The sequence below is a fragment of the Staphylococcus shinii genome, assembly GCF_017583065.1.
GTDB classification, from domain to species: domain Bacteria; phylum Bacillota; class Bacilli; order Staphylococcales; family Staphylococcaceae; genus Staphylococcus; species Staphylococcus shinii.
The window spans coordinates 294,879-314,369 of record NZ_JAGEVL010000005.1 but is presented as its reverse complement, the minus strand read 5'-3'; the positions used below and the strand labels follow the sequence as shown (position 1 = coordinate 314,369).

Sequence of the window (19,491 nt, the reverse complement as noted above, 5' to 3'; positions counted from 1 at the left end):
TACAGTTAACAATGATTAATCATTGTCATAAAGGGAATTGTAGTACATGTATTAATTTGATAAATCTCATACATATTGGAGGGACTTTTATGGCAAATATCACAGTTGGTTTAATCCCTTCACCTGATATGCCGCATAAAATTATAAATAAAATATACGACGAATTACCTAGAGCAATTCAAGAACAGACAGATTATGACGGCTGGCACTTTGATAAACATGTAGCTTCTATTGTTGGTACTGCTGAACATATGGATAAAGCCATGGATATAGCAGCTAACATGAAAAAGCAAAAAGAATGGGATTACGCCATTTGTATTACTGATTTGCCCAACTTTTCTAACCATAAAACAGTTATCTGTGATATAAATTATGATAATAATATTGCACTTATTTCATTGCCCGTCTTAGGCGCAGTCAAACTTAAAAAGAAGTTGAAACATTTCATTACCTATGTCATCCAATTATTACACAATGGCAGTTCTGACCAGCAACTTCTAAATAAACGACACTTTAAATTAACTCAATTCAATACTGTAATACCTAATGAAGACACCGATGATCAAAATCATGAACGCATCGTTGTAAAGTCTACCACTTTAGGATGGTTTCATTTGATAGCGGGAATGACTTACGCCAACGAACCATGGTCTGCAATTTTTGATTTCAAAAAAATAATTTCAGTTTCTTTCGCTACTGGAACCTATATATCGATTTTTTCTACCCCATGGGATTTAAGTTTAGATTATAATTATTGGCGTTTTATATTACTTACGCTGTTGTCTATATTCGGGATGGTTGGCTGGCTAATTTATTCTTATAGTTTATGGGAACGACAAAGCCCTAAAACTCAAAAACTATATAGATATATTTATAATTTCACTACAGTTACTACTTTAACTACCATCACACTTTTTAACTTTTTAAGTTTATTTCTACTACTAACAATTAGTACCTTACTTTTTGTGCCTCCAGAATTATTCTCAAACTGGACAGCACTTAACAGCAAAGAGCCTACTTTATTAAACTATATTAATTTAATATGGTTTATAACTTCTCTAGGTATTTTGGCAGGAGCGATGGGTTCAACAGTAGAGAATGCAGATAAAATTAAACGTGTAACTTATTCCTTTAGGCAATATTATAGAAATAAACAGTTAGAACAGGAAGATGAGGATATTTATGATAAATATGAGGAAAATCATTCTTACGTAGGGCAAAAACAAACACATAGAGAGGAGCGTAAGTAATGTGTAGTAATATCGTGAAAATCGGTTTAGTTGCAGCGCCTGGTGTAACTGAAAAAATTGCTCAACATTTAAAAAAAGAGCTGCCAGAATTGCTTGCTTCACATTTTACCGAAGACAAAAAATGGCAAATCGAGACTATTATTGATCCTCTTACCGGTTCGGCAGAAACTGTCCAAAAAATATTTCGTAAGATTTCTGATTATCAAAATAACAATGAATGGCAATATACAATTGGCCTAACCGATTTACCGATTATCAGAAATGGGAATGCTGTCGCATTTGATATCAATAGTAGTAATGGGGCAAGCTTAATCTCTATACCTGCTTATGGTTGGCGTCCTATAAAAAAACGTCTCCAACGTTCTATATTAGGTATTATAGAAGCTATTAATGAAGATAATAAATCGACTATGACACAAACACAAGATAAAAGTGAACAACAATTAAATGCTCAGTTTCCTTTTTCGAATTTAGTCACAACAACTGAGTATTTTGAAGATACAAATTCTCAACATACGTTGTATTACGTTTCTTCAAATACGAAAGGCTCATTTCGTTTAATTAGCGGTATGACCTTTGCCAATAATCCATTTAATATGTTAAAAAGTCTTAGTAACGTAGTTGCAATTGCTTTTACCACAGGAGCCTTTGGTATCGTTTTTACTACTATGTGGAATTTAAGTTTTGTCTACTCTGCGTGGCGCATGCTATTGATTATGCTAGCCGCCATTTTAGGAATGATGGTATGGATTATTGTTGCACATAACTTATGGGAATCATCCAAAGAGAGTAACAATAAGCAAATAACAATGTTATATAATTTAACAACCACTTTGACTTTAACTGTATCTATTGTTTTTTACTATTTAATTTTATTTTGTCTTTTCTTGTTGGCTTCACTAGTAGTGTTACCGTCAGGATACTTAGGACAAACATTGCAGTTAAATGGGCCAGCCAACTTCATTACTTATATTAATCTCGCATGGTTTGCAACATCTATTTCTACCGTTGCAGGGGCGATTGGCGCTGGTCTAAATAATGAATCGCAAATATTAGAAAGTACGTATGGTTATCGACAAAAACAACGATATCAAAAAATGAATGAAGATGAAAAAGAACGTGCTGAAAGAGAAGAAGATGCTCAAGATGAAATAAAAGCAAAAAAACAAGAAAGTGAAACTAAAGCCAAAGAATATAACAATTAGTATTCAACACTCACCGATAGCCTAACCTGAGACAAACCTCAGTCTCTTTTGCTTCTTTATATTCAAAGTAACGACTAACTTTTTTATAAAACAAATAAGCCATCCTTAATGCTGTCGAAGCAGCAAAAGGATGGCTTACTTTATACATTTAATTATAATATCGCTTCTTGCCTCACATTCATACAATTATTTTGAATACTCAACAATGAAGTTTTTATATGTGCATACTGAGGTAAATCTGGTAATGCTTTTAATTGAATATGGTTACCTCTTTCAAAATGTTTAGCAATGTTTTCAAAAATCAATAAATAATCTCCCATAGTATCATCATCTATGTGATAACGTTGTTCATTGCTTAACGCTCTCGTCAGCATAAAACTAATTTCCTCTAAAGCATAAATACTCGGATAATAATTTTGTATTACCATTTTATCACTAAATATTTCACCATTAGCGCTATTATAAACTTGCGTCATATTATTTAACTTCACACTGAGTTTTAACATTTCACGTTTATCTTGTTCTCTTGAAGCGTATTTATTACTTGAAAATAAATAATGGAAAATAACTGCCTCATCTCTAGCAACTGCAGCCAACGTATCAGGTAGCATAGATGAAGCTGTTTTTCTGCCAATGAATAGCAAACAAATCACAGCAATGAGAATACCTACTATAACATCTATCACTCTTGGTAATGCAATTAAAATGGTTAGATGATTAGAGGCAAGCCCGTTTAATAAAATAACTTGTATTGTAATAAATATCACTGCAAACGAATAGTTAGCACCGACAAACATTTCAGTTATTCCTGCTGCCACAGCCAATAATATAATTGCTACAGGAATTGGTGGTGTTGCTAATAATATTAGCGATAAGAATAATACACCGATAATGGTGCCAATTCCTCTTGCCCCTGCACGTTCAAAACTGTGTAACGTAGTCGATCCTAATAATACAGTATGTGCACTTAATGGAATCCAATATGCTTTTTCAAAATCAAACATAAGCGCAATAAAAATAGCAATTGTCATGATAACGATATAACGTATCGTATTTCTAAATACAAATGAATCTAAAGTTAAATTCTGCATCATACGATGGCCATAGATAGGCACTCGAATATCTATTTCATGTTCAACGCGTTCACTATCTGCATTCATAATTGCATCCACTTTAATAATACTATCAACTAAATTTTGATATACAGAATCTACTTCTACTTTTTGTGTCCATTGACGCGTTGTATTACCTTGTGAATAAACCCGTTTAATTACATAATCGGCCATCTCTTTTATTTCTTCTGGCAAAGAGCGTGCACCCTTTTCATTTAACTCTAATAATTCTGAATGAATACCTTGTGCCGTATTATGTAACAATAACAGACGCTGAAACTCTGCTGATTCTTTTGATTTTGCTGTACTTGATGTGATGAGTTGAATATCTGAATTTCTGAACGCCGTTACTGCAAATTGTGACGCCTTAGCAAATGCTTTTGAATCATCAAAATTATAAATCAACTGTTTGATAATGTTGTAATCATTTTTGATTGCTTTTGATTCTGTAGATTCTTTGGATAACAATATTACTAATATCACAATAACAGTTGCTAGCAAACCTCCGACAAACATTGCGCCCCCTCTTATTAAAGCTTCTTCTGGCGCTATAGGTAAGTTAATTGGCAAACTAAATGCAACGATAAAAAACGTGGAAGATGGTCCAGGAATATTTAAGGAGCTAAAGATATAGTACGGTATTACTGAAACAACCAAAAGCAATACACCAAATATGATAGGTTGGCTAACAGTTAACGTCCCTAGAATCATAGCTAAAGACAATCCTATTGCTGAAAATAGCACCGTACGTAATTTAGATTTAGCTGGTCCTCCAAAAACATAGATATGTGCCAAAGTACCAGTTGAAATTAATAATCCAATAGAAAAATAGCCAGTGGCATAACCAATAAGTAAAGGAATTAACATTAAAATACATTGTCTAATCCCTTTTGTTACATCTATTTTCATTGAATTAAAGCGTAGTAAAGATTTTATATAATTAGCCAATATGATCAAACATCTCCTTTTCTGTTTTATTTTACAACGATATGTATCATTTTATTAAGTCTATCACCACATAAAGAGAGCGGGACAGAAATCAACAATGAGATGATTTCGTATTCCCGCCCTCATAAGGCCAATTAAATAGCTAAAGCGTCCTGTATTGAAACATGCCAACCTAATTGTCGGATGACAAGTTTGTTATATTTGCTTTAAATATCAGTGACTACCATTGCTTACTATAATTAATATGCCCGTTTATTAAAAAGCCATATGATTTAGTGAATTTGTTATTTACCTATTTAGTTTAATAAAATATATAGCGTCATCTTTAATATATACTCATACATTAGAAATATTACTTCTCTATTTTAACACTTTTTCTAAATTCTTCTAGATGTGATTCGTATGAGCACTTTTCATCTTATTCAACTAAAAATTAACGGTTGCTTTTGCTACTCTGCTTCTTTAATGTCTTCTTCCACATTTGAATAATCAATATCCGCTTCTAAGAAAGTTTGATTATTTACTGGGAAATGTTGTTCTAGTGTCTCTATATTACTCAATTCAACACTACCATGATTCATTTCAAAATCTAGTACGTGCCCTCCGACTGATTTATAATCATCTACAAAGTGTAAATGGAAGCCACTAGCAGCTATTCCATGAAATAGTTGTGGGGCATAAAAGCCAACAATTGTACCATCTATTTGTTCATGTGTAAATTCCGGTTGACGTTTAGCAGATTCAATAAGTTTCGTATATGGTTGTTCTTGTTTTGGCATCATACGTACATGCACCATTTCAAATTTACCAGTTATTTTTACAGCAATAAAAATATTATCACTTAAAGCTTGTTGTTGTACTTTATTTAATAATGTTTCAGAATCAGTTATATTACGAACATCAAATTGTTTATCTGGATTGAATGGTGTAACTGTAGCAAAAGGTGTTAGCTCGTCACCATTTAACTCTTTAAATTCTCCATATTCATTTGCATGAAATGCTTGATTGTCTAAAATAATCACTTCACCATCAGAACCTGTAAGTGTACCGATACCTAAATCACCGTGTTCTAAAATTTCATTAATTGTTGCAGTACCCTCTAATAAACCGGCCATTAACGTTCCTAAAGTCCCGTGTTGATATAACATTATTTTTACACTCCTAAAACTACTTTTCTCTACCAAAACCATTATTATATTACCCGCAACATAAAATTATACACTTATTAATATGATTAAAACAGTATGTTGCTTATATTTTCTAAGATAAAAGAGTGGGATAGAAATCAAAATTAAATTTTGATTTCTATCCCACTCTTTTATTATTTATGTTGTTTGATCTTGTGAAACGCTAATATCTGGTTTTTCAACTAAATATTGGCTTACTTCAGCAAAGAATGCTTTAAAATGATCAGAATTGTTATGTGCTTCAACAGCTGCTTCATCTTTGTAACGTTCTATGAATGCGAAAGTATTAGGTTCATCAGTTTGTTCGAAATGTTTATAGAATAATGATCCTTCCTCTGTGCTAGCACCTTCAAGTAATGGTTTTACTAATTCTAAATAATCATCTCTTTTAGCTGGGTCAATTTTCATTATTGCGTTAATAGTAATCATATTTTTCTCCTCCTCATAAGTATAATTATTATACTAGGAGCTAAATAAAAAATACAAATAATTAAACTTTATAAATTTTCTTTTTCTATAATTAAAGGTTGATCAGGTTTTACAAAGAACCACATAATAATTGCAAACACTACTGGGATAATTACTAATTCTAATGTCATTGTCCAACCCACGATGTCAACCATCATACCAGCTAATAAGGGGCTTAATAACGCACCGATGTTCCCCCAAAGATTCATCCAACCTGATACTGAACCAGAGAAATTACGTCCTAAATCCGTTGCTGCTGCCCAACTCATGCCTGTAGCAATACCAATACCACCAAGACATAACGACAACCAAAATACATTAACTACTAAGTTCTCTGTTTGTAAAGACATAAATAGTGAGATACAAAATACTAGAAAACCAATAATCGCAATTGATGCACGTGCTACAAAGCGAGATTTACCACTTTGTAATAGCTTATCTGAAATAGCTCCTCCACAAAGTATAAGTAAGAACATCGCTATCCAAGGGGCACCTGCTGCCCATGCCATATCAGGATCAGTAAGTTTCACCTTATACTGTTCTGTAAGATACGTTGGTAACCAAATTAAAAATAATGAGACTACAAACTGTACTACAAAGTATTGTGCTGCTATCGCATAAAAACTAAAACGTATAAAAAAGATATTCCACGGCGCATTCGATTTTTCTGTCTTGATAACATCCCTATTCTCAATAATATAATTTTTCTCTGCTTCATTTACCATCTTGTGTTGCTCCGGTAAATCTTTAGCAATCACCATCCATAATATAGCAATAACAAAACCTACCGCACCAAATATGTAAAATACCGCTTGCCAACCAAACATATTTACAATTGCTATCGTTACCACTGGCGCAATTACTGGACCAAAGTACGAACCAGCGAGCAATGCGCTAGACGCACGCCCTTTTTCACCTTTTGCAAACCAGTTTGTATTAAATACCGCATTAGAAGGATACATTGGTGCTTCGCCAATACCGAATAAGAAACGTACCGCGTAAAGCATACCATGATTTTTCACAACACCAGTTAAAATTGTAAAAGCACTCCACCAAACGAGTGCGATTGTTAATAATTTTTTTGAACCAAATTTTTCTGCCAAAAACCCAGAAGGCACTTGCATCAATGCATATCCTAATGAGAAGAATGACGCTAATAAACCAAATTGTGTTTTATTTAAGTTTAAGTCTTCCATCATCGGTCCTGCAATTATAGATATATTGGAACGGTCCATATAAGCAATTACCCCAATAATAAAAAATGCTATTGCAAAATACCATCTAATATTCGTTCTTTTTTCTTTCATTTCTCTCCAACTTTCTCCCTTAAGTCACTAGTCATCATATGACCTATTGTTTTTAATGATATTATCACAATATGAAATCGCTTACAATAACTTTTTTACTTTCTTCTTAAATAAATAAAATCAATCATAATATCATACTTGAGCCGTATATAAGTTCCATGGACAATTTAGTATTTTAGATTATACTTAAATATATACAAAAAAATTTTGAATTTTTGAGTTTAAAGGAGCCAATCTTAGAACTATGGAACAAATACTTACTGACTTTATTAGCACATGGGGCTATGCTGCCATTGCAATATTAATATTATTTGAAAATATATTACCTTTCATACCTTCTGAAATCATTCTAACTTTTGCAGGGCTAATGTCTGTTAAATCTGGATTATCTATACCAATACTTTTTATAATTTCAACAATTGCATCGTTAATAGGTTTACTTGTACTTTATTATATAAGTAGACTTGTTTCTGAAACACGTTTATACCGATTTGTTGATAAGTATGGTAAGTGGATTAAACTAAAAGGGAAAGATGTTGAACGTGCGAATGATTGGTTTAAAAAATATGGTGCCGTTGCAGTATTCATTTGCCGCTTCATACCAGTTTTACGTGTACTCATTACTATCCCTGCAGGAATTAATCGTATGAATGTTGTAGTTTTTACGATTCTTTCGTTAATTGGTACAACCATTTGGAACTTCGCTTTAATTTATTTAGGCAAATTATTGAATGGCAGTTGGGATATGCTAATGAATGGATTACATACCTATTCATATATTATGTATGTCATTATTATTTTAGCGGTGATTTTTGTCATTTATAGACTTTTCAAAAAAGACAGCGTCCAATAAGAAAACTTTCCAATTGAAAGTCTAATTCAATTAGCCTAAGGCTAATAAAAAAACATGCTCTTGCCACAGTAATCAAATATTGTGGCTGGAGCATGTTTTATATATACGTCTTTAGTTTTGAAACTATTATCAATATTCGAACGTAAAAAAGACTAACTTCCCCCTTTGAAGTTAGCCTTTTACGATTTATATAAAATTTCTCCCATTTAATTAAAACTATAATGTTTCATTGAACAGGTGAACATCAACCATAATTTAAACCCCTTTTTAAATTATGATTCACTCTGTTCATCTTTATTTTTAACAATTCGACGTACATCAGCTAAATCAGTCGCTACATCAATTTGTGGTTTTTTAGTCAATTTACTGACTATGAATGTAACAATCAGACTTGTTAAAAAGCCAGGTATGATTTCATATAAATTAAAGAAATCATTTATATCTCCTAGTGGTTTAACAAACGCAATCCAAATTATAACTACTATTGCACCTGACACCATGCCACTTATCGCACCAGTACGACTTAAACCCTTCCAATATAATGACAAGAGCACTAGTGGTCCAAACGCAGCACCAAAACCTGCCCAAGCGTTACCTACAAGATTTAATATCGTATCATTAGGCGACCATGCAATGCATATAGATATAATTGCGACGATTACGACTGATAGACGCCCAACCAATACAAATTCTTTTTGATGTTCTTTAGCGGCTTCTTCACCACGAAATAGTTTATAGAAATCTTCAGTTAATGAACTAGACGTTACTAACAATTGTGAAGAAATTGTGCTCATAATAGCTGCTAAAATTGCAGCGAGTAAAAATCCGCCAACGAGTGGATGGAATAATATTTGTCCCATTAAAATAAATAATGTTTCAGGATCTTTTAATTCAACACCACCGCTATTTACAAAAGTGATACCTACCAGCCCAACACCCACTGCACCAAGTAAGCTAATCGCCATCCAACTTATACCAAAACGTCTTGCTGTCGGTAATTGTTTGATAGATTTGATAGACATAAAACGAACAATTATATGTGGTTGACCAAAATAACCTAACCCCCAAGCAAAGAAAGAAATAATACCTATAAACGTTGTTCCTTTAAATAAGTCTAAATTTGTAGGTTTTAATTCTGCTGCTTGCGATATGGTATCAAGACCACTTAATTGCAACATAGCCACTATCGGGACCATAACCATAGCAATAATCATAACAACCCCTTGGAAAAAATCTGTTAATGATACTGCTAAATAACCTCCGAAGAACGTATATACAATCACTATAACCGCTATTAATAACATACCGAAGTGATAATTTAATCCAAAGGCACTTTCAAATAAAACCCCACCTGAAACCATTCCAGAGTGAGTGTAAAGCGTAAAGAATACAACGATTATGCCACCAGCGATAATTTTAATAAGATTTGATTTATCATCTACGCGATTTTTAAAGAAATCTGGTAATGTAATTGCGTCTCCAGCCTTTTCTGTATATACACGCAGTCGAGGTGCCACAACTATATAGTTTATGTATGCTCCAATGGTTAAACCAATGGCTAGCCATGCTGCAGATAATCCAGTCGAATATACTTCTCCAGGTAATCCCATAATCATCCAACCACTCATGTCAGATGCTCCTGCAGACAATGCCGTTACATATGGACCAATATTTCTTCCGCCTAACATATATTCACTTACGTTACTCGTAGATTGTTTAAATCCATAGTATCCTATGCCTAACAAAATAATAAAGTAAACGCTCAACATAATATACGTTTGCCAATTCGGATCTACTTGACTCGATAATGATGTCCCCAATATAAACATGTAACGAACTCCTCCCCTTATAATTTTGTTACATGCATATATTATACAAAAATAATCAGCAAATTAAACAATAAATCACAATTTTTTTGTTGATTTCTATACATAACGACCCAATATAACGCTATAATTACTGTTATTACAATATTTTAACACCTTCAAATTATAATTGTATTTTTACATTTATATGATAAAAATACCTATAGTAACATTCGTAAAAATGTATGTTTATCACAATATTTATATAAATACCGAAAATAATATATTTGAGTAACATAACAGATTTTTAATTCAGATTTTGCTATTTATAGTTCATAATAAAGCACTTTTTGACAATAGATTATACAATTAATCCATATCTTCGAATTTAATTAAAATTCATAATATAATAAGTAGTAGACATAAATTTGTATTTTAATGCTACAATAAGAGACATATAATGGAAGCGTTTTATTGATTTATATTTTATACTTTAGAAATTTATTCAACTGGAGTGACATAAATAATGCATAATTCAACAGACAAGAGTGTAAAAGAAAGATTTTTAGATTTACTTTCTGAACAATTTGATACTAAAGAAGCGCTCGCAACTGAAATCATCAATTTAGAATCTATTTTGGAACTTCCAAAAGGGACAGAGCACTTTGTTAGTGATTTACATGGAGAATTTCATGCTTTCCAACACGTTTTACGAAACGGTTCAGGGAATGTCCGTTCAAAGATTAATGATATTTTCCAAGACACGTTAACACGAAAAGAAATTAATGAGTTTTCTGCTTTGGTTTATTATCCTGAAGAAAAGTTACAGCTCATCAAAAATAGTTTTAGTTCAAAATCAGAATTAAATGAATGGTATATCACGACTATTAATCGTCTCATTAAACTAATTACTTATGCTTCATCAAAATATACACGTACAAAACTACGTAAATCTTTACCAGAAAATTATGTTTTTATTGTGGAAGAGTTATTGTATAAAAGTAATAAATATAATAATAAACACTCATACTATGAAACGTTAATTAAACAAATTATAGAGTTAGAACAATCAGATGATTTAATTATTGGGCTTTCTTTTACTGTGCAACATCTCGTGGTAAATCACTTACATGTCGTGGGCGACATCTATGACCGTGGACCTGAGCCAGATAAAATTATGGAAACACTCATAGACTACCCTTCTGTAGATATTCAATGGGGTAATCACGATGTACTATGGATTGGAGCCTATGCAGGATCTAAGGTTTGTCTTGCAAACTTATTGCGAATTTGTGCACGTTATGACAATTTGGATATTATTGAGGATGCATATGGCATCAATTTACGTCCTTTATTAACCCTTGCAGACAAATATTATGATGGTTCAAATCCAGCTTTTCGTCCTAAAAATGCTGAAGGATTATCTGAGTTAGAGTTAGAACAAATCACTAAACTTCATCAAGCCATCGCTATCATCCAATTCAAATTAGAAGCACCGATTATCAAACGTCGCCCTACTTTTGAGATGGAAGAACGTCTAGTATTAGAAAAAATTGACTATGATAAAAACGAAGCAACACTTTATGGAAAAACATATCCATTAGAGCACACTTGTTTCCAAACAGTTGATCCTAATGACCCTAATAAATTAACTGATGAAGAAACAGATGTAATCGATAAATTATTATTATCGGTTCAACAATCTGAAAAATTAAAACGGCACATGACTTTCCTTATGCAAAAAGGTAAACTTTATTTACCTTACAATGGTAACTTGCTTATCCATGGTTGTATCCCTGTCGATGAACAAGGTGAAATGGAATCAATGGTTATTGATGGCGTGGAATGTTACGGCAGAGATTTATTAGACCATTTTGAAGAATATGTGCGGATAGCTTTTGACCATAAAGACATTCAAGATGATTTAGCTACAGATTTAGTTTGGTATTTATGGACTGGTAAATACTCTTCTCTATTTGGCAAACGTGCAATGACTACATTCGAACGCTATTTCATTAAAGATAAAACGGCACATAAAGAAACTAAAAATCCTTATTATTATTTGCGCGAAGATGTAGATATGTGTAAAAAAATGTTAAAAGACTTCGGTTTAGATCCTGAACAAGGTCATATCATCAACGGCCATACACCAGTGAAAGAAATTGATGGTGAAAACCCAATTAAAGCTGATGGTAAGATGATTGTTATTGATGGCGGTTTTTCAAAAGCTTACCAATCAACAACAGGTATTGCAGGGTATACCTTACTTTATAATTCATTTGGTATGCAGCTCGTGGCTCATCAACACTTTAATTCTAAAAATCATGTATTACTTAACGGTGCTGACGAACTCTCAATTCGTCGAGTCGTAGATAAAGAGTTACAACGTAAAAAAATTCGTGACACAAACACAGGTCATGAAATTCAAGCTCAGATTGATATCTTAAAAGAATTAATGCATGACCGTTTTGTAAACTAGATACACACACATAAAGACAAATATTTCAAAATAATCCGAGGCATTAATTATGCCTCGGATTTTCTATGAATATAGGTAACAGCTATGAAAAATAAAAAAACTGTCGACAAAGACACATGCTTTGTCGACAATTCAGAAAGAAAACTAGGTTCATTTTTATATATTTTGATGTAAGTAAGCATCTTTTAAATATCCAATTACCCCTTCTTCAGCTTCAGAGATAAACTGATTACTACGCTTAAATGTTACTACATTATTATTATCTATATGATAGAGTACCATGTCATTTTTAGTTAATTGATTTTTTTGTTTCGCTGGGATTTCTAAAATATTGTGTTCACTTATAAAGCGATTAAACCAACGTGATGTGAAATTCCAATCAAAAAGAATATGATTTCTAATAGGACCATCCACGTTACTCCGCTCATGTTCATCGCTAAATGACACTGGCATCATATCCACATGTTTCAAACCAAATTCTGGCACTAACTCATTAAAAGCTAAACTGTTGAATATGAAGGATTGTGTCATCAGTAAACATTTATTATACCTTGTCATATCCGCATATATTCGATCATTACTTGATAATAAGTTGCCATCAAAAACTTCAAATCCCAATTCTTTTGAACGTTGTGTTGTATTACTAAATAGATTAAATGTCATAACTGGTATATTATGACTTCTTAATTTTGCTCCAAGATGAAAAGAAAACTCACTTTCTCCTACTATAATAATACCAGGAGGTTCGGTACTAGATATATGCATAATTTTACTTAACGGTAAAAAGCTAAAGCCATATATTACAACAGTAATAAATACTAAGCCAAAAGTCACTGGCGTTATATATTCTGCCATCGGTGTACCTTTTTCAATAAATAAGCCACCGAAAAATTGTGCTACAGTTAGAACCACAATACCTCTCGGAGCCATCATTGACACCATTGCTCTCTCACGTTTGGATATCTCAGTGTTCACTGTAGACAATAAGATAGAAATTGGTCTTACTAAGACAATCATTATTGCACAGAAAACAAATAGTTTCCAAGACATGACACTTTTTAATACTTCTAAGGTTAATGAAGAAGTAATTAATATAAAGACAGTGGAAATCATTATAGATGATGTATTTTCAATAAAATGATCGGATTCCTTGAAAATTAAATCGTGTCTCTTCATACGAGCCATCATAAGACCAAATATTGTGACTGCTAACAAGCCAGATTCCGGTAAAATCTCATCACATATTGAAAAAATTAATAAAATAAAGATTAATTGTATCGGTGGCATTAAATTTTGCGGTATAAGATCTTTTTTAATTAACCACATAAATAGGTAAGATGCACCAAACCCAATAGCAATTGCAATGAATAAGCTTATAATGAACCTAGCTATTAATTGCAAATCAAATCCTTGTTCTATAATTTGAAAAATATAAAATGCACCTAAAGCAAGCATCGGTCCAATAGGGTCAAGGATAATACTTTCCCATCTTAATATTGAATCTACACGCTTTTTAACTTTAGCTTGTTTTAATAAAGGTTGAATAACAGTCGGCCCTGTGATTAAAAATAACCCACCTAACACTAACGAAATAGATAGTGAAAAACCAATTATATAATGTAGCGTGACTGCTCCAAGTATCCAAGCAATGATTGCACCTATTGTGATAATACGTATAACCGCTTTAGAAATTCCTTTAATTTCACGAAAATCCAAATTACTACTGCCCTCAAATAGGATAATTGCCACTGCTAATGAAACTAAGGGACTGAATACTGCTTCTCCCAAGCTTTCTTGCGGATTGATTAAACCAAATACTGGACCTACAAGCAATCCGACGATAGCCATAACTACGATAGATGGCCATTTTATTCTATTTGCAAACCATTGGCTAAAAACACCCAATGCCAAAAATATAACAATGAGTAATGTTAAAGGTAAATTTAATAATGACACATGACTCACACTCTCCCGATTCTTTATATTTATTACCCAGTATTTTTATGTAAATTAGCTACTAAATTAAAGCATAAAATAAAGCAATAAGAAGATATATTATCAAAAATTTTATATTAACGCACTAAAAAAGTTTCTCTTTTATTAATTGCTTTAGTTCACTTCCAAAAGTTCACTCTATATACACAATTGTATTCACTATATAAACTTTAGTGTTTAATTTTACTTTATTTTCATATAAAATGATTCATTGTGATACTTTTCTTCAAAATTTTACAATCTAAAATAATGAAAGGATTTCAACTTTTATGACAAACTTGAAAGAAATTATTATTGTAGCTTTTGCATTCGTTGGTGTCGTTGTTGGCGCAGGATTTGCAACTGGTCAAGAAATTTTTCAATTTTTTACAAGTAATGGGAATTTTAGTGTTTATGGTGTGTTTATTACTGGATTAATCATTACAGTTGGCGGTGTCTTTGTACTACATACTGGTTATCGCTTGCGCTCCCATAACCATACTGAACCCATTAAACATTATTTACCGCGTCCTATCGCAACAATATTTGATATTATTTTGACATTATTTTTATTTGCGCTTGCTATGATAATGACAGCTGGTGGGGCATCAACAATTAACGAAAGTACAGGAATGCCCTATGTATTTAGTTCATTGATTTTAGTTCTCGTTATCTTACTAACACTATTTTTAAAATTTGATCGGCTCATTACAGTTTTAGGTATAGTTACGCCATTTTTAGTAATTATTGTTACAATCATTGCTGTTTATTACTTTTCTACAGGACAGTTAAACTTTAATGCCGCGCATCATTACGCGAACAGTGAAGGACGCTCAGATCGATGGTGGTGGTTCGATGCAATTAATTACGGTAGCCTGCAAATTGCCGCCGCTTTTAGCTTTTTATCAGTTATGGGTGGCCGCTTAAAATTTGAGAAATCAACAATTTGGGGAGGTATATTAGGTGGTATTACTATTACCTTCTTACTTTTGATGCTCAACTTAGGTATGATTACTGAATTTACGCAAATTACTGGTGTTGCGCTACCTTCATTATTGTTAGCAAAACAAATTTCTCCAATTATTGGGATTTTTATGTCGGTTGTAATGGTATTGGTTATTTATAATACAGTCGTTGGGCTTATGTACGCTTTCGCATCAAGATTCACTACGCCTTATAGTAAATCTTATTATCGACTTATCATTGTGATGATAACCATTACATTTGCAACAACCTTCATTGGATTTATTGAATTAATAGGTAAAGTATTCCCAGTTATGGGTGTATTTGGTTTTATTCTATTAATCCCAATTTTGGTTAAAGGAATATTACGAAAATAGACACATTTAATTTTGTATGGGGATTTTAAGCTCAATACCATGCTTTAAAACCTTATTTTCTATATTTTAAAAAATTCATCTATTTAAACACCAACTTTACAATATGTATTGTCATAATTATAATTATTATGACAAATTTATAAGAAATTAATAGGATATCAAAATATATGGACACTATAACTTATATTTTCTATTCCTATATTACTTTTTTTATCACAATCATACGTAAAGGAAGATGATTCTAATGCACGAAGGCATTAATTATAAAAAATTTATTTTTCCTATCGCTGCAGGTATCATCATCTGGCTATTTACACCGCTTAGACCAGATGGTTTAGATTCTGCTGCTTGGCACATGTTTGCTATATTTGTAGCCACAATCATTGGTTGTATTACTCAGCCGCTACCGATAGGTGCAATCGCTATGATAGGTTTTACGTTAACTGTGTTAACTAACACGGTTAAAATTGATACTGCTGTAGCTGGATTTGGTAATAGCAGTATTTGGTTAATTGCAATGGCCTTTTTCATTTCTAGAGGTTTTGTGAAAACTGGTTTGGGGCGACGTATTGCATTACAATTTGTTAAACTATTCGGTAAAAAAACGCTTGGTTTAGGGTATTCACTTATCGGTGTAGATTTAATCCTTGCACCTGCCACGCCGAGTAATACTGCTAGAGCAGGTGGTATTATGTTCCCTATTATCAATGCGCTATCCCGTTCATTTGGTTCAAAACCAGAAGACGGTACGCAACGTAAAATGGGTGCTTTTCTTATCTTCACAGAATTTCACGGTAATTTAATTACTGCAGCTATGTTTTTAACTGCTATGGCTGGTAACCCACTTGCACAATCACTTGCAAAACATCAAGGTGTCGACATCACTTGGATGCACTGGTTTTTAGCAGCATTAGTCCCGGGTATTATTTCATTAATACTAGTGCCCCTTATAATTTATAAAATGTATCCACCAGAAATTAAAGAAACACCAAATGCCAAATCATGGGCTGAAAATGAACTCACTGATATGGGCATCATGGCTAAAAGTGAAAAATTCATGATTGCAATCTTCATCATTGCACTTGGACTTTGGGTTCTAGGTAGTACTTTAAATATTAATGCTACTTTAACTGCTTTTATTGCACTATCTCTATTGCTCATTACAGGTGTGCTTACTTGGAATGATATTCTTAAAGAAACTGGTGCTTGGAATACTTTAGTCTGGTTCTCAATCCTAGTAATGATGGCAAATCAACTTAATGAACTCGGCTTTATTCCTTGGTTAAGTGAATCGATATCAGGTAGTTTAGGCGGCTTAAATTGGCCAATCGTTTTAATTATTTTGATACTCTTTTACTTCTATTCACACTATCTATTTGCAAGTTCAACCGCACATGTTAGTGCAATGTACTCAGCCCTACTTGGTGTAGCTATTGCTACGGGCGCACCACCATTATATAGTGCATTAATGTTAGGTTTCTTCGGGAATTTAATGGCTTCTACTACACACTATAGTAGTGGTCCGGCACCAATCCTGTATTCAGCTGGCTACGTTTCGCAAAATCGTTGGTGGACTATGAATGCAATACTCGCCTTCTTCTATTTTGTAATATGGTTAGGCGTTGGATCACTATGGATGAAACTTATTGGCCTTATGTAACAGCTAATCCCCAAGTCATGTTTAGTTATTGTAAACATGACTTGGGGATTTTCAGTTAATTTATTTATTCATCCATATATCTGTCATTATATCAGCAAAAGTTGATTAAAATGTATAACACTATTTTGCCGTTCTAATCCACTCACTATTCCGTTTTATATACCCATGACAATAAGCATTCGACTATTATCCATTTATTAATTCCTTCTTTTTATTCTATTAACTATTCATCAGATATAATAAATAATTTTATAATTCCTAACTCAAATTGAACTCATACAAAATAAGCCACCGAACATCATACTTTACTAATGTATGATGTCGATGGCTTATTATTTTATTAATCTAATAATGATTGTCCTGCTGCTACACCAGCTTGTGTTAGTTCATGACTATTAACCCAAACTTGCTCTACTCGAGCGCCACGACTTTCAAAGATATTAATTACATTTTCACTCGCTTCGACAGGAACAATTGGATCATGCTGCCCCATTGAAAGCAATACATTCATATCACTTAAATCTTTATTATCAACAAGGTCTACTGGATATAATGGCGCATATAATAAAGCTTTTTTAAAAGATGTGTCTGGATGTAAAATCATGCTGATTGCAATATTCGATCCATTTGAAAATCCAACAGGTACTGCTTTTGACAAGTCAAAACTATAACGTTCAGCCGCTTCTTTTAAAAATGAGATTAATCTATCAGTACGGTATTTTAAATCTTCTAAATCGTATTTTCCTTCTCCAAGTCTTTTGAAGAAACGATTCATTCCATTCTCAGAAATTTCACCTCTGAGACTGAGGACATTGTATTTAGGATTAAGTGCTTGAGCTAATGGTAATAAATCATTTTCGTCTCCGCCAGTACCATGTAATAAAATGAATGTCGGCGCGTTAGCTTCACCTTCTCTAAAAATATGTTCCATAAATTTCCATCTCCTTTTTAATTACTAATGTTAAACGCGTATCTGTGGTAATAAACGTAATAATTCATCTCTTCTATCTTCGTATTGTGGTGGTAGCACTAACTGATGACCTAACTGATCAAACGGTTCGTCTATCGTAAACCCAGGGCCTTCTGTTGCAAATTCAAAGATAATACCACCGTGTTCTTTCATGTAAATTGCATTAAAATAGCTACGGTCTTTAACTTCTGTTACGTGATAACCTTTGTTACTCATATATGCTTGCCAATCAAGATGTGCTTGGTTTGTTGGAACTGACCATGCAATGTGATGAACGACGCCAACGCCCCAACGAACGTTTGTGTCAGCAATTTGTTTTTTTACTATAACATGATGACGCCACTCACCTTGTGTTTCAATATGAATATATCCTTCATCTTCGCTCGTTTTAACCAGACCCATATCAGTTGTTAAAGTTTTTACTGTTTCTTGCGGGTTTAAAGATAACAGCGTGACGCCATGAAAACCAATAATGGATTGTTGGTCACTTTGAACTTTATCATCTTCCACCAATGCTAAAGGCAAACCGTGTATATCTTCAAACTCTAACGTTTTAGATTCAAATAATTGCGTAATCATTATTTCTATTTGGTGTGCTTCTAAATACTGTGCCCATTCATCAAGGGAGCCTTTTGGAACTCTGAATGCAATACGTTCTACTTGGCCATTACCGATACGTCCTTTATGTGTATTTGGCCAGTTGAAGAAAGTAATGATTGTACCGTTATCTACTGAATTGTTCGCAAAATATAAATGATAGGTTGAAGGATCATCATAATTTACTGTTTTCTTGATTAGTTTCAAGTTCAATATATCTCTATAAAATTTTATATTCTCTTCAGGATTACCAACAATTGCTGAAATATGGTGGATATGTTGAATTGCTTCCATCTCGATTTCCCCCTAACTTTCTAATTATTTATTTTTACATTT

The 19,491-nt window shown here is 32.8% G+C and carries 14 protein-coding genes; 6 read left to right on the top strand and 8 right to left on the bottom strand.

Features of this window, described 5'->3' with window-relative positions:
- Positions 1 to 89 precede the first annotated feature (89 nt).
- Both J5E45_RS07960 and J5E45_RS07955 read left to right on the top strand, forming a co-directional pair.
- Entirely contained in the window at positions 90 to 1,250 is a 1,161-nt protein-coding gene (locus J5E45_RS07960) for a hypothetical protein (protein ID WP_039069713.1), read from the top strand.
- Entirely contained in the window at positions 1,250 to 2,455 is a 1,206-nt protein-coding gene (locus tag J5E45_RS07955) for a hypothetical protein (RefSeq protein ID WP_039069712.1), read from the top strand. The genes J5E45_RS07960 and J5E45_RS07955 overlap by 1 nt, the downstream gene beginning before the upstream one ends.
- Before the next feature lie 152 nt (positions 2,456 to 2,607).
- On the opposite strand, the gene J5E45_RS07950 is transcribed toward J5E45_RS07955, so the two are convergent.
- From J5E45_RS07950 to J5E45_RS07935, 4 genes are all read right to left on the bottom strand, one after another.
- On the bottom strand, positions 2,608 to 4,515 hold the full coding sequence (locus tag J5E45_RS07950) for an FUSC family protein (RefSeq protein WP_039069711.1): 1,908 nt from the start codon (positions 4,513 to 4,515) through the stop codon (positions 2,608 to 2,610).
- Positions 4,516 to 4,964: 449 nt separating this feature from the next.
- A complete protein-coding gene (budA, locus tag J5E45_RS07945) occupies positions 4,965 to 5,663 on the bottom strand; it encodes an acetolactate decarboxylase (protein ID WP_039069710.1) in 699 nt (232 codons plus the stop codon).
- 177 nt (positions 5,664 to 5,840) lie between these two features.
- Positions 5,841 to 6,131: a putative quinol monooxygenase gene (locus tag J5E45_RS07940; protein WP_039069709.1), complete on the bottom strand. Its 291-nt coding sequence runs from the start codon at positions 6,129 to 6,131 to the stop codon at positions 5,841 to 5,843.
- 68 nt (positions 6,132 to 6,199) lie between these two features.
- Positions 6,200 to 7,477 (bottom strand): pyruvate MFS transporter, encoded by a 1,278-nt coding sequence (locus J5E45_RS07935; RefSeq protein ID WP_069792273.1) that lies wholly within the window; start codon positions 7,475 to 7,477, stop codon positions 6,200 to 6,202.
- A 244-nt stretch (positions 7,478 to 7,721) separates the two neighbouring features.
- Here J5E45_RS07935 and uptA point away from each other — a divergent pair, with 244 nt between their 5' ends.
- Entirely contained in the window at positions 7,722 to 8,330 is a 609-nt protein-coding gene (uptA, locus tag J5E45_RS07930; RefSeq protein WP_208181983.1) for an undecaprenyl phosphate transporter UptA, read from the top strand.
- 272 nt (positions 8,331 to 8,602) lie between these two features.
- Here the strand turns inward: uptA and putP are convergent, their stop codons facing one another.
- On the bottom strand, positions 8,603 to 10,159 hold the full coding sequence (putP, locus tag J5E45_RS07925; protein WP_101093889.1) for a sodium/proline symporter PutP: 1,557 nt from the start codon (positions 10,157 to 10,159) through the stop codon (positions 8,603 to 8,605).
- A 502-nt stretch (positions 10,160 to 10,661) separates the two neighbouring features.
- Between putP and J5E45_RS07920 the strand changes: the two genes are divergently transcribed.
- Positions 10,662 to 12,614 carry a fructose-bisphosphatase class III gene (locus J5E45_RS07920; protein WP_069792270.1) on the top strand — a complete coding sequence of 651 codons (1,953 nt, stop codon included), beginning with the start codon at positions 10,662 to 10,664 and terminating at the stop codon, positions 12,612 to 12,614.
- A gap of 156 nt (positions 12,615 to 12,770) precedes the next feature.
- On the opposite strand, the gene J5E45_RS07915 is transcribed toward J5E45_RS07920, so the two are convergent.
- The gene (locus tag J5E45_RS07915) at positions 12,771 to 14,570 is read right to left on the bottom strand and encodes a cation:proton antiporter (protein ID WP_039069535.1); all 1,800 of its coding nucleotides are present in this window, start codon (positions 14,568 to 14,570) and stop codon (positions 12,771 to 12,773) included.
- A 308-nt stretch (positions 14,571 to 14,878) separates the two neighbouring features.
- Here J5E45_RS07915 and J5E45_RS07910 point away from each other — a divergent pair, with 308 nt between their 5' ends.
- Together J5E45_RS07910 and J5E45_RS07905 are read left to right on the top strand one after the other, a co-directional pair.
- Positions 14,879 to 15,928 (top strand): YkvI family membrane protein, encoded by a 1,050-nt coding sequence (locus J5E45_RS07910; protein ID WP_069792269.1) that lies wholly within the window; start codon positions 14,879 to 14,881, stop codon positions 15,926 to 15,928.
- A gap of 244 nt (positions 15,929 to 16,172) precedes the next feature.
- Complete coding sequence (locus tag J5E45_RS07905) at positions 16,173 to 17,588, top strand: anion permease (RefSeq protein ID WP_039069533.1); 1,416 nt, start codon at positions 16,173 to 16,175, stop codon at positions 17,586 to 17,588.
- Between the two features lie 340 nt (positions 17,589 to 17,928).
- Here J5E45_RS07905 and mhqD read toward each other — a convergent pair whose 3' ends face one another.
- Positions 17,929 to 18,519 carry a methylhydroquinone degradation carboxylesterase MhqD gene (gene mhqD, locus J5E45_RS07900; RefSeq protein WP_069792268.1) on the bottom strand — a complete coding sequence of 197 codons (591 nt, stop codon included), beginning with the start codon at positions 18,517 to 18,519 and terminating at the stop codon, positions 17,929 to 17,931.
- Between the two features lie 30 nt (positions 18,520 to 18,549).
- Entirely contained in the window at positions 18,550 to 19,449 is a 900-nt protein-coding gene (locus J5E45_RS07895; protein WP_069792267.1) for a VOC family protein, read from the bottom strand.
- Between the last annotated feature and the right edge of the window lie 42 nt (positions 19,450 to 19,491).

Coding starts and splice junctions, on each gene's coding strand:
- J5E45_RS07960 (WP_039069713.1), top strand. CDS start 90: ATGGCAAATATCACAGTTGGTTTAATCCCTTCACCTGATATGCCGCAT.
- J5E45_RS07955 (WP_039069712.1), top strand. CDS start 1,250: ATGTGTAGTAATATCGTGAAAATCGGTTTAGTTGCAGCGCCTGGTGTA.
- budA (WP_039069710.1), bottom strand. CDS start 5,663: ATGTTATATCAACACGGGACTTTAGGAACGTTAATGGCCGGTTTATTA.
- J5E45_RS07940 (WP_039069709.1), bottom strand. CDS start 6,131: ATGATTACTATTAACGCAATAATGAAAATTGACCCAGCTAAAAGAGAT.
- J5E45_RS07935 (WP_069792273.1), bottom strand. CDS start 7,477: ATGAAAGAAAAAAGAACGAATATTAGATGGTATTTTGCAATAGCATTT.
- uptA (WP_208181983.1), top strand. CDS start 7,722: ATGGAACAAATACTTACTGACTTTATTAGCACATGGGGCTATGCTGCC.
- putP (WP_101093889.1), bottom strand. CDS start 10,159: ATGTTTATATTGGGGACATCATTATCGAGTCAAGTAGATCCGAATTGG.
- J5E45_RS07920 (WP_069792270.1), top strand. CDS start 10,662: ATGCATAATTCAACAGACAAGAGTGTAAAAGAAAGATTTTTAGATTTA.
- J5E45_RS07910 (WP_069792269.1), top strand. CDS start 14,879: ATGACAAACTTGAAAGAAATTATTATTGTAGCTTTTGCATTCGTTGGT.
- J5E45_RS07905 (WP_039069533.1), top strand. CDS start 16,173: ATGCACGAAGGCATTAATTATAAAAAATTTATTTTTCCTATCGCTGCA.
- mhqD (WP_069792268.1), bottom strand. CDS start 18,519: ATGGAACATATTTTTAGAGAAGGTGAAGCTAACGCGCCGACATTCATT.
- J5E45_RS07895 (WP_069792267.1), bottom strand. CDS start 19,449: ATGGAAGCAATTCAACATATCCACCATATTTCAGCAATTGTTGGTAAT.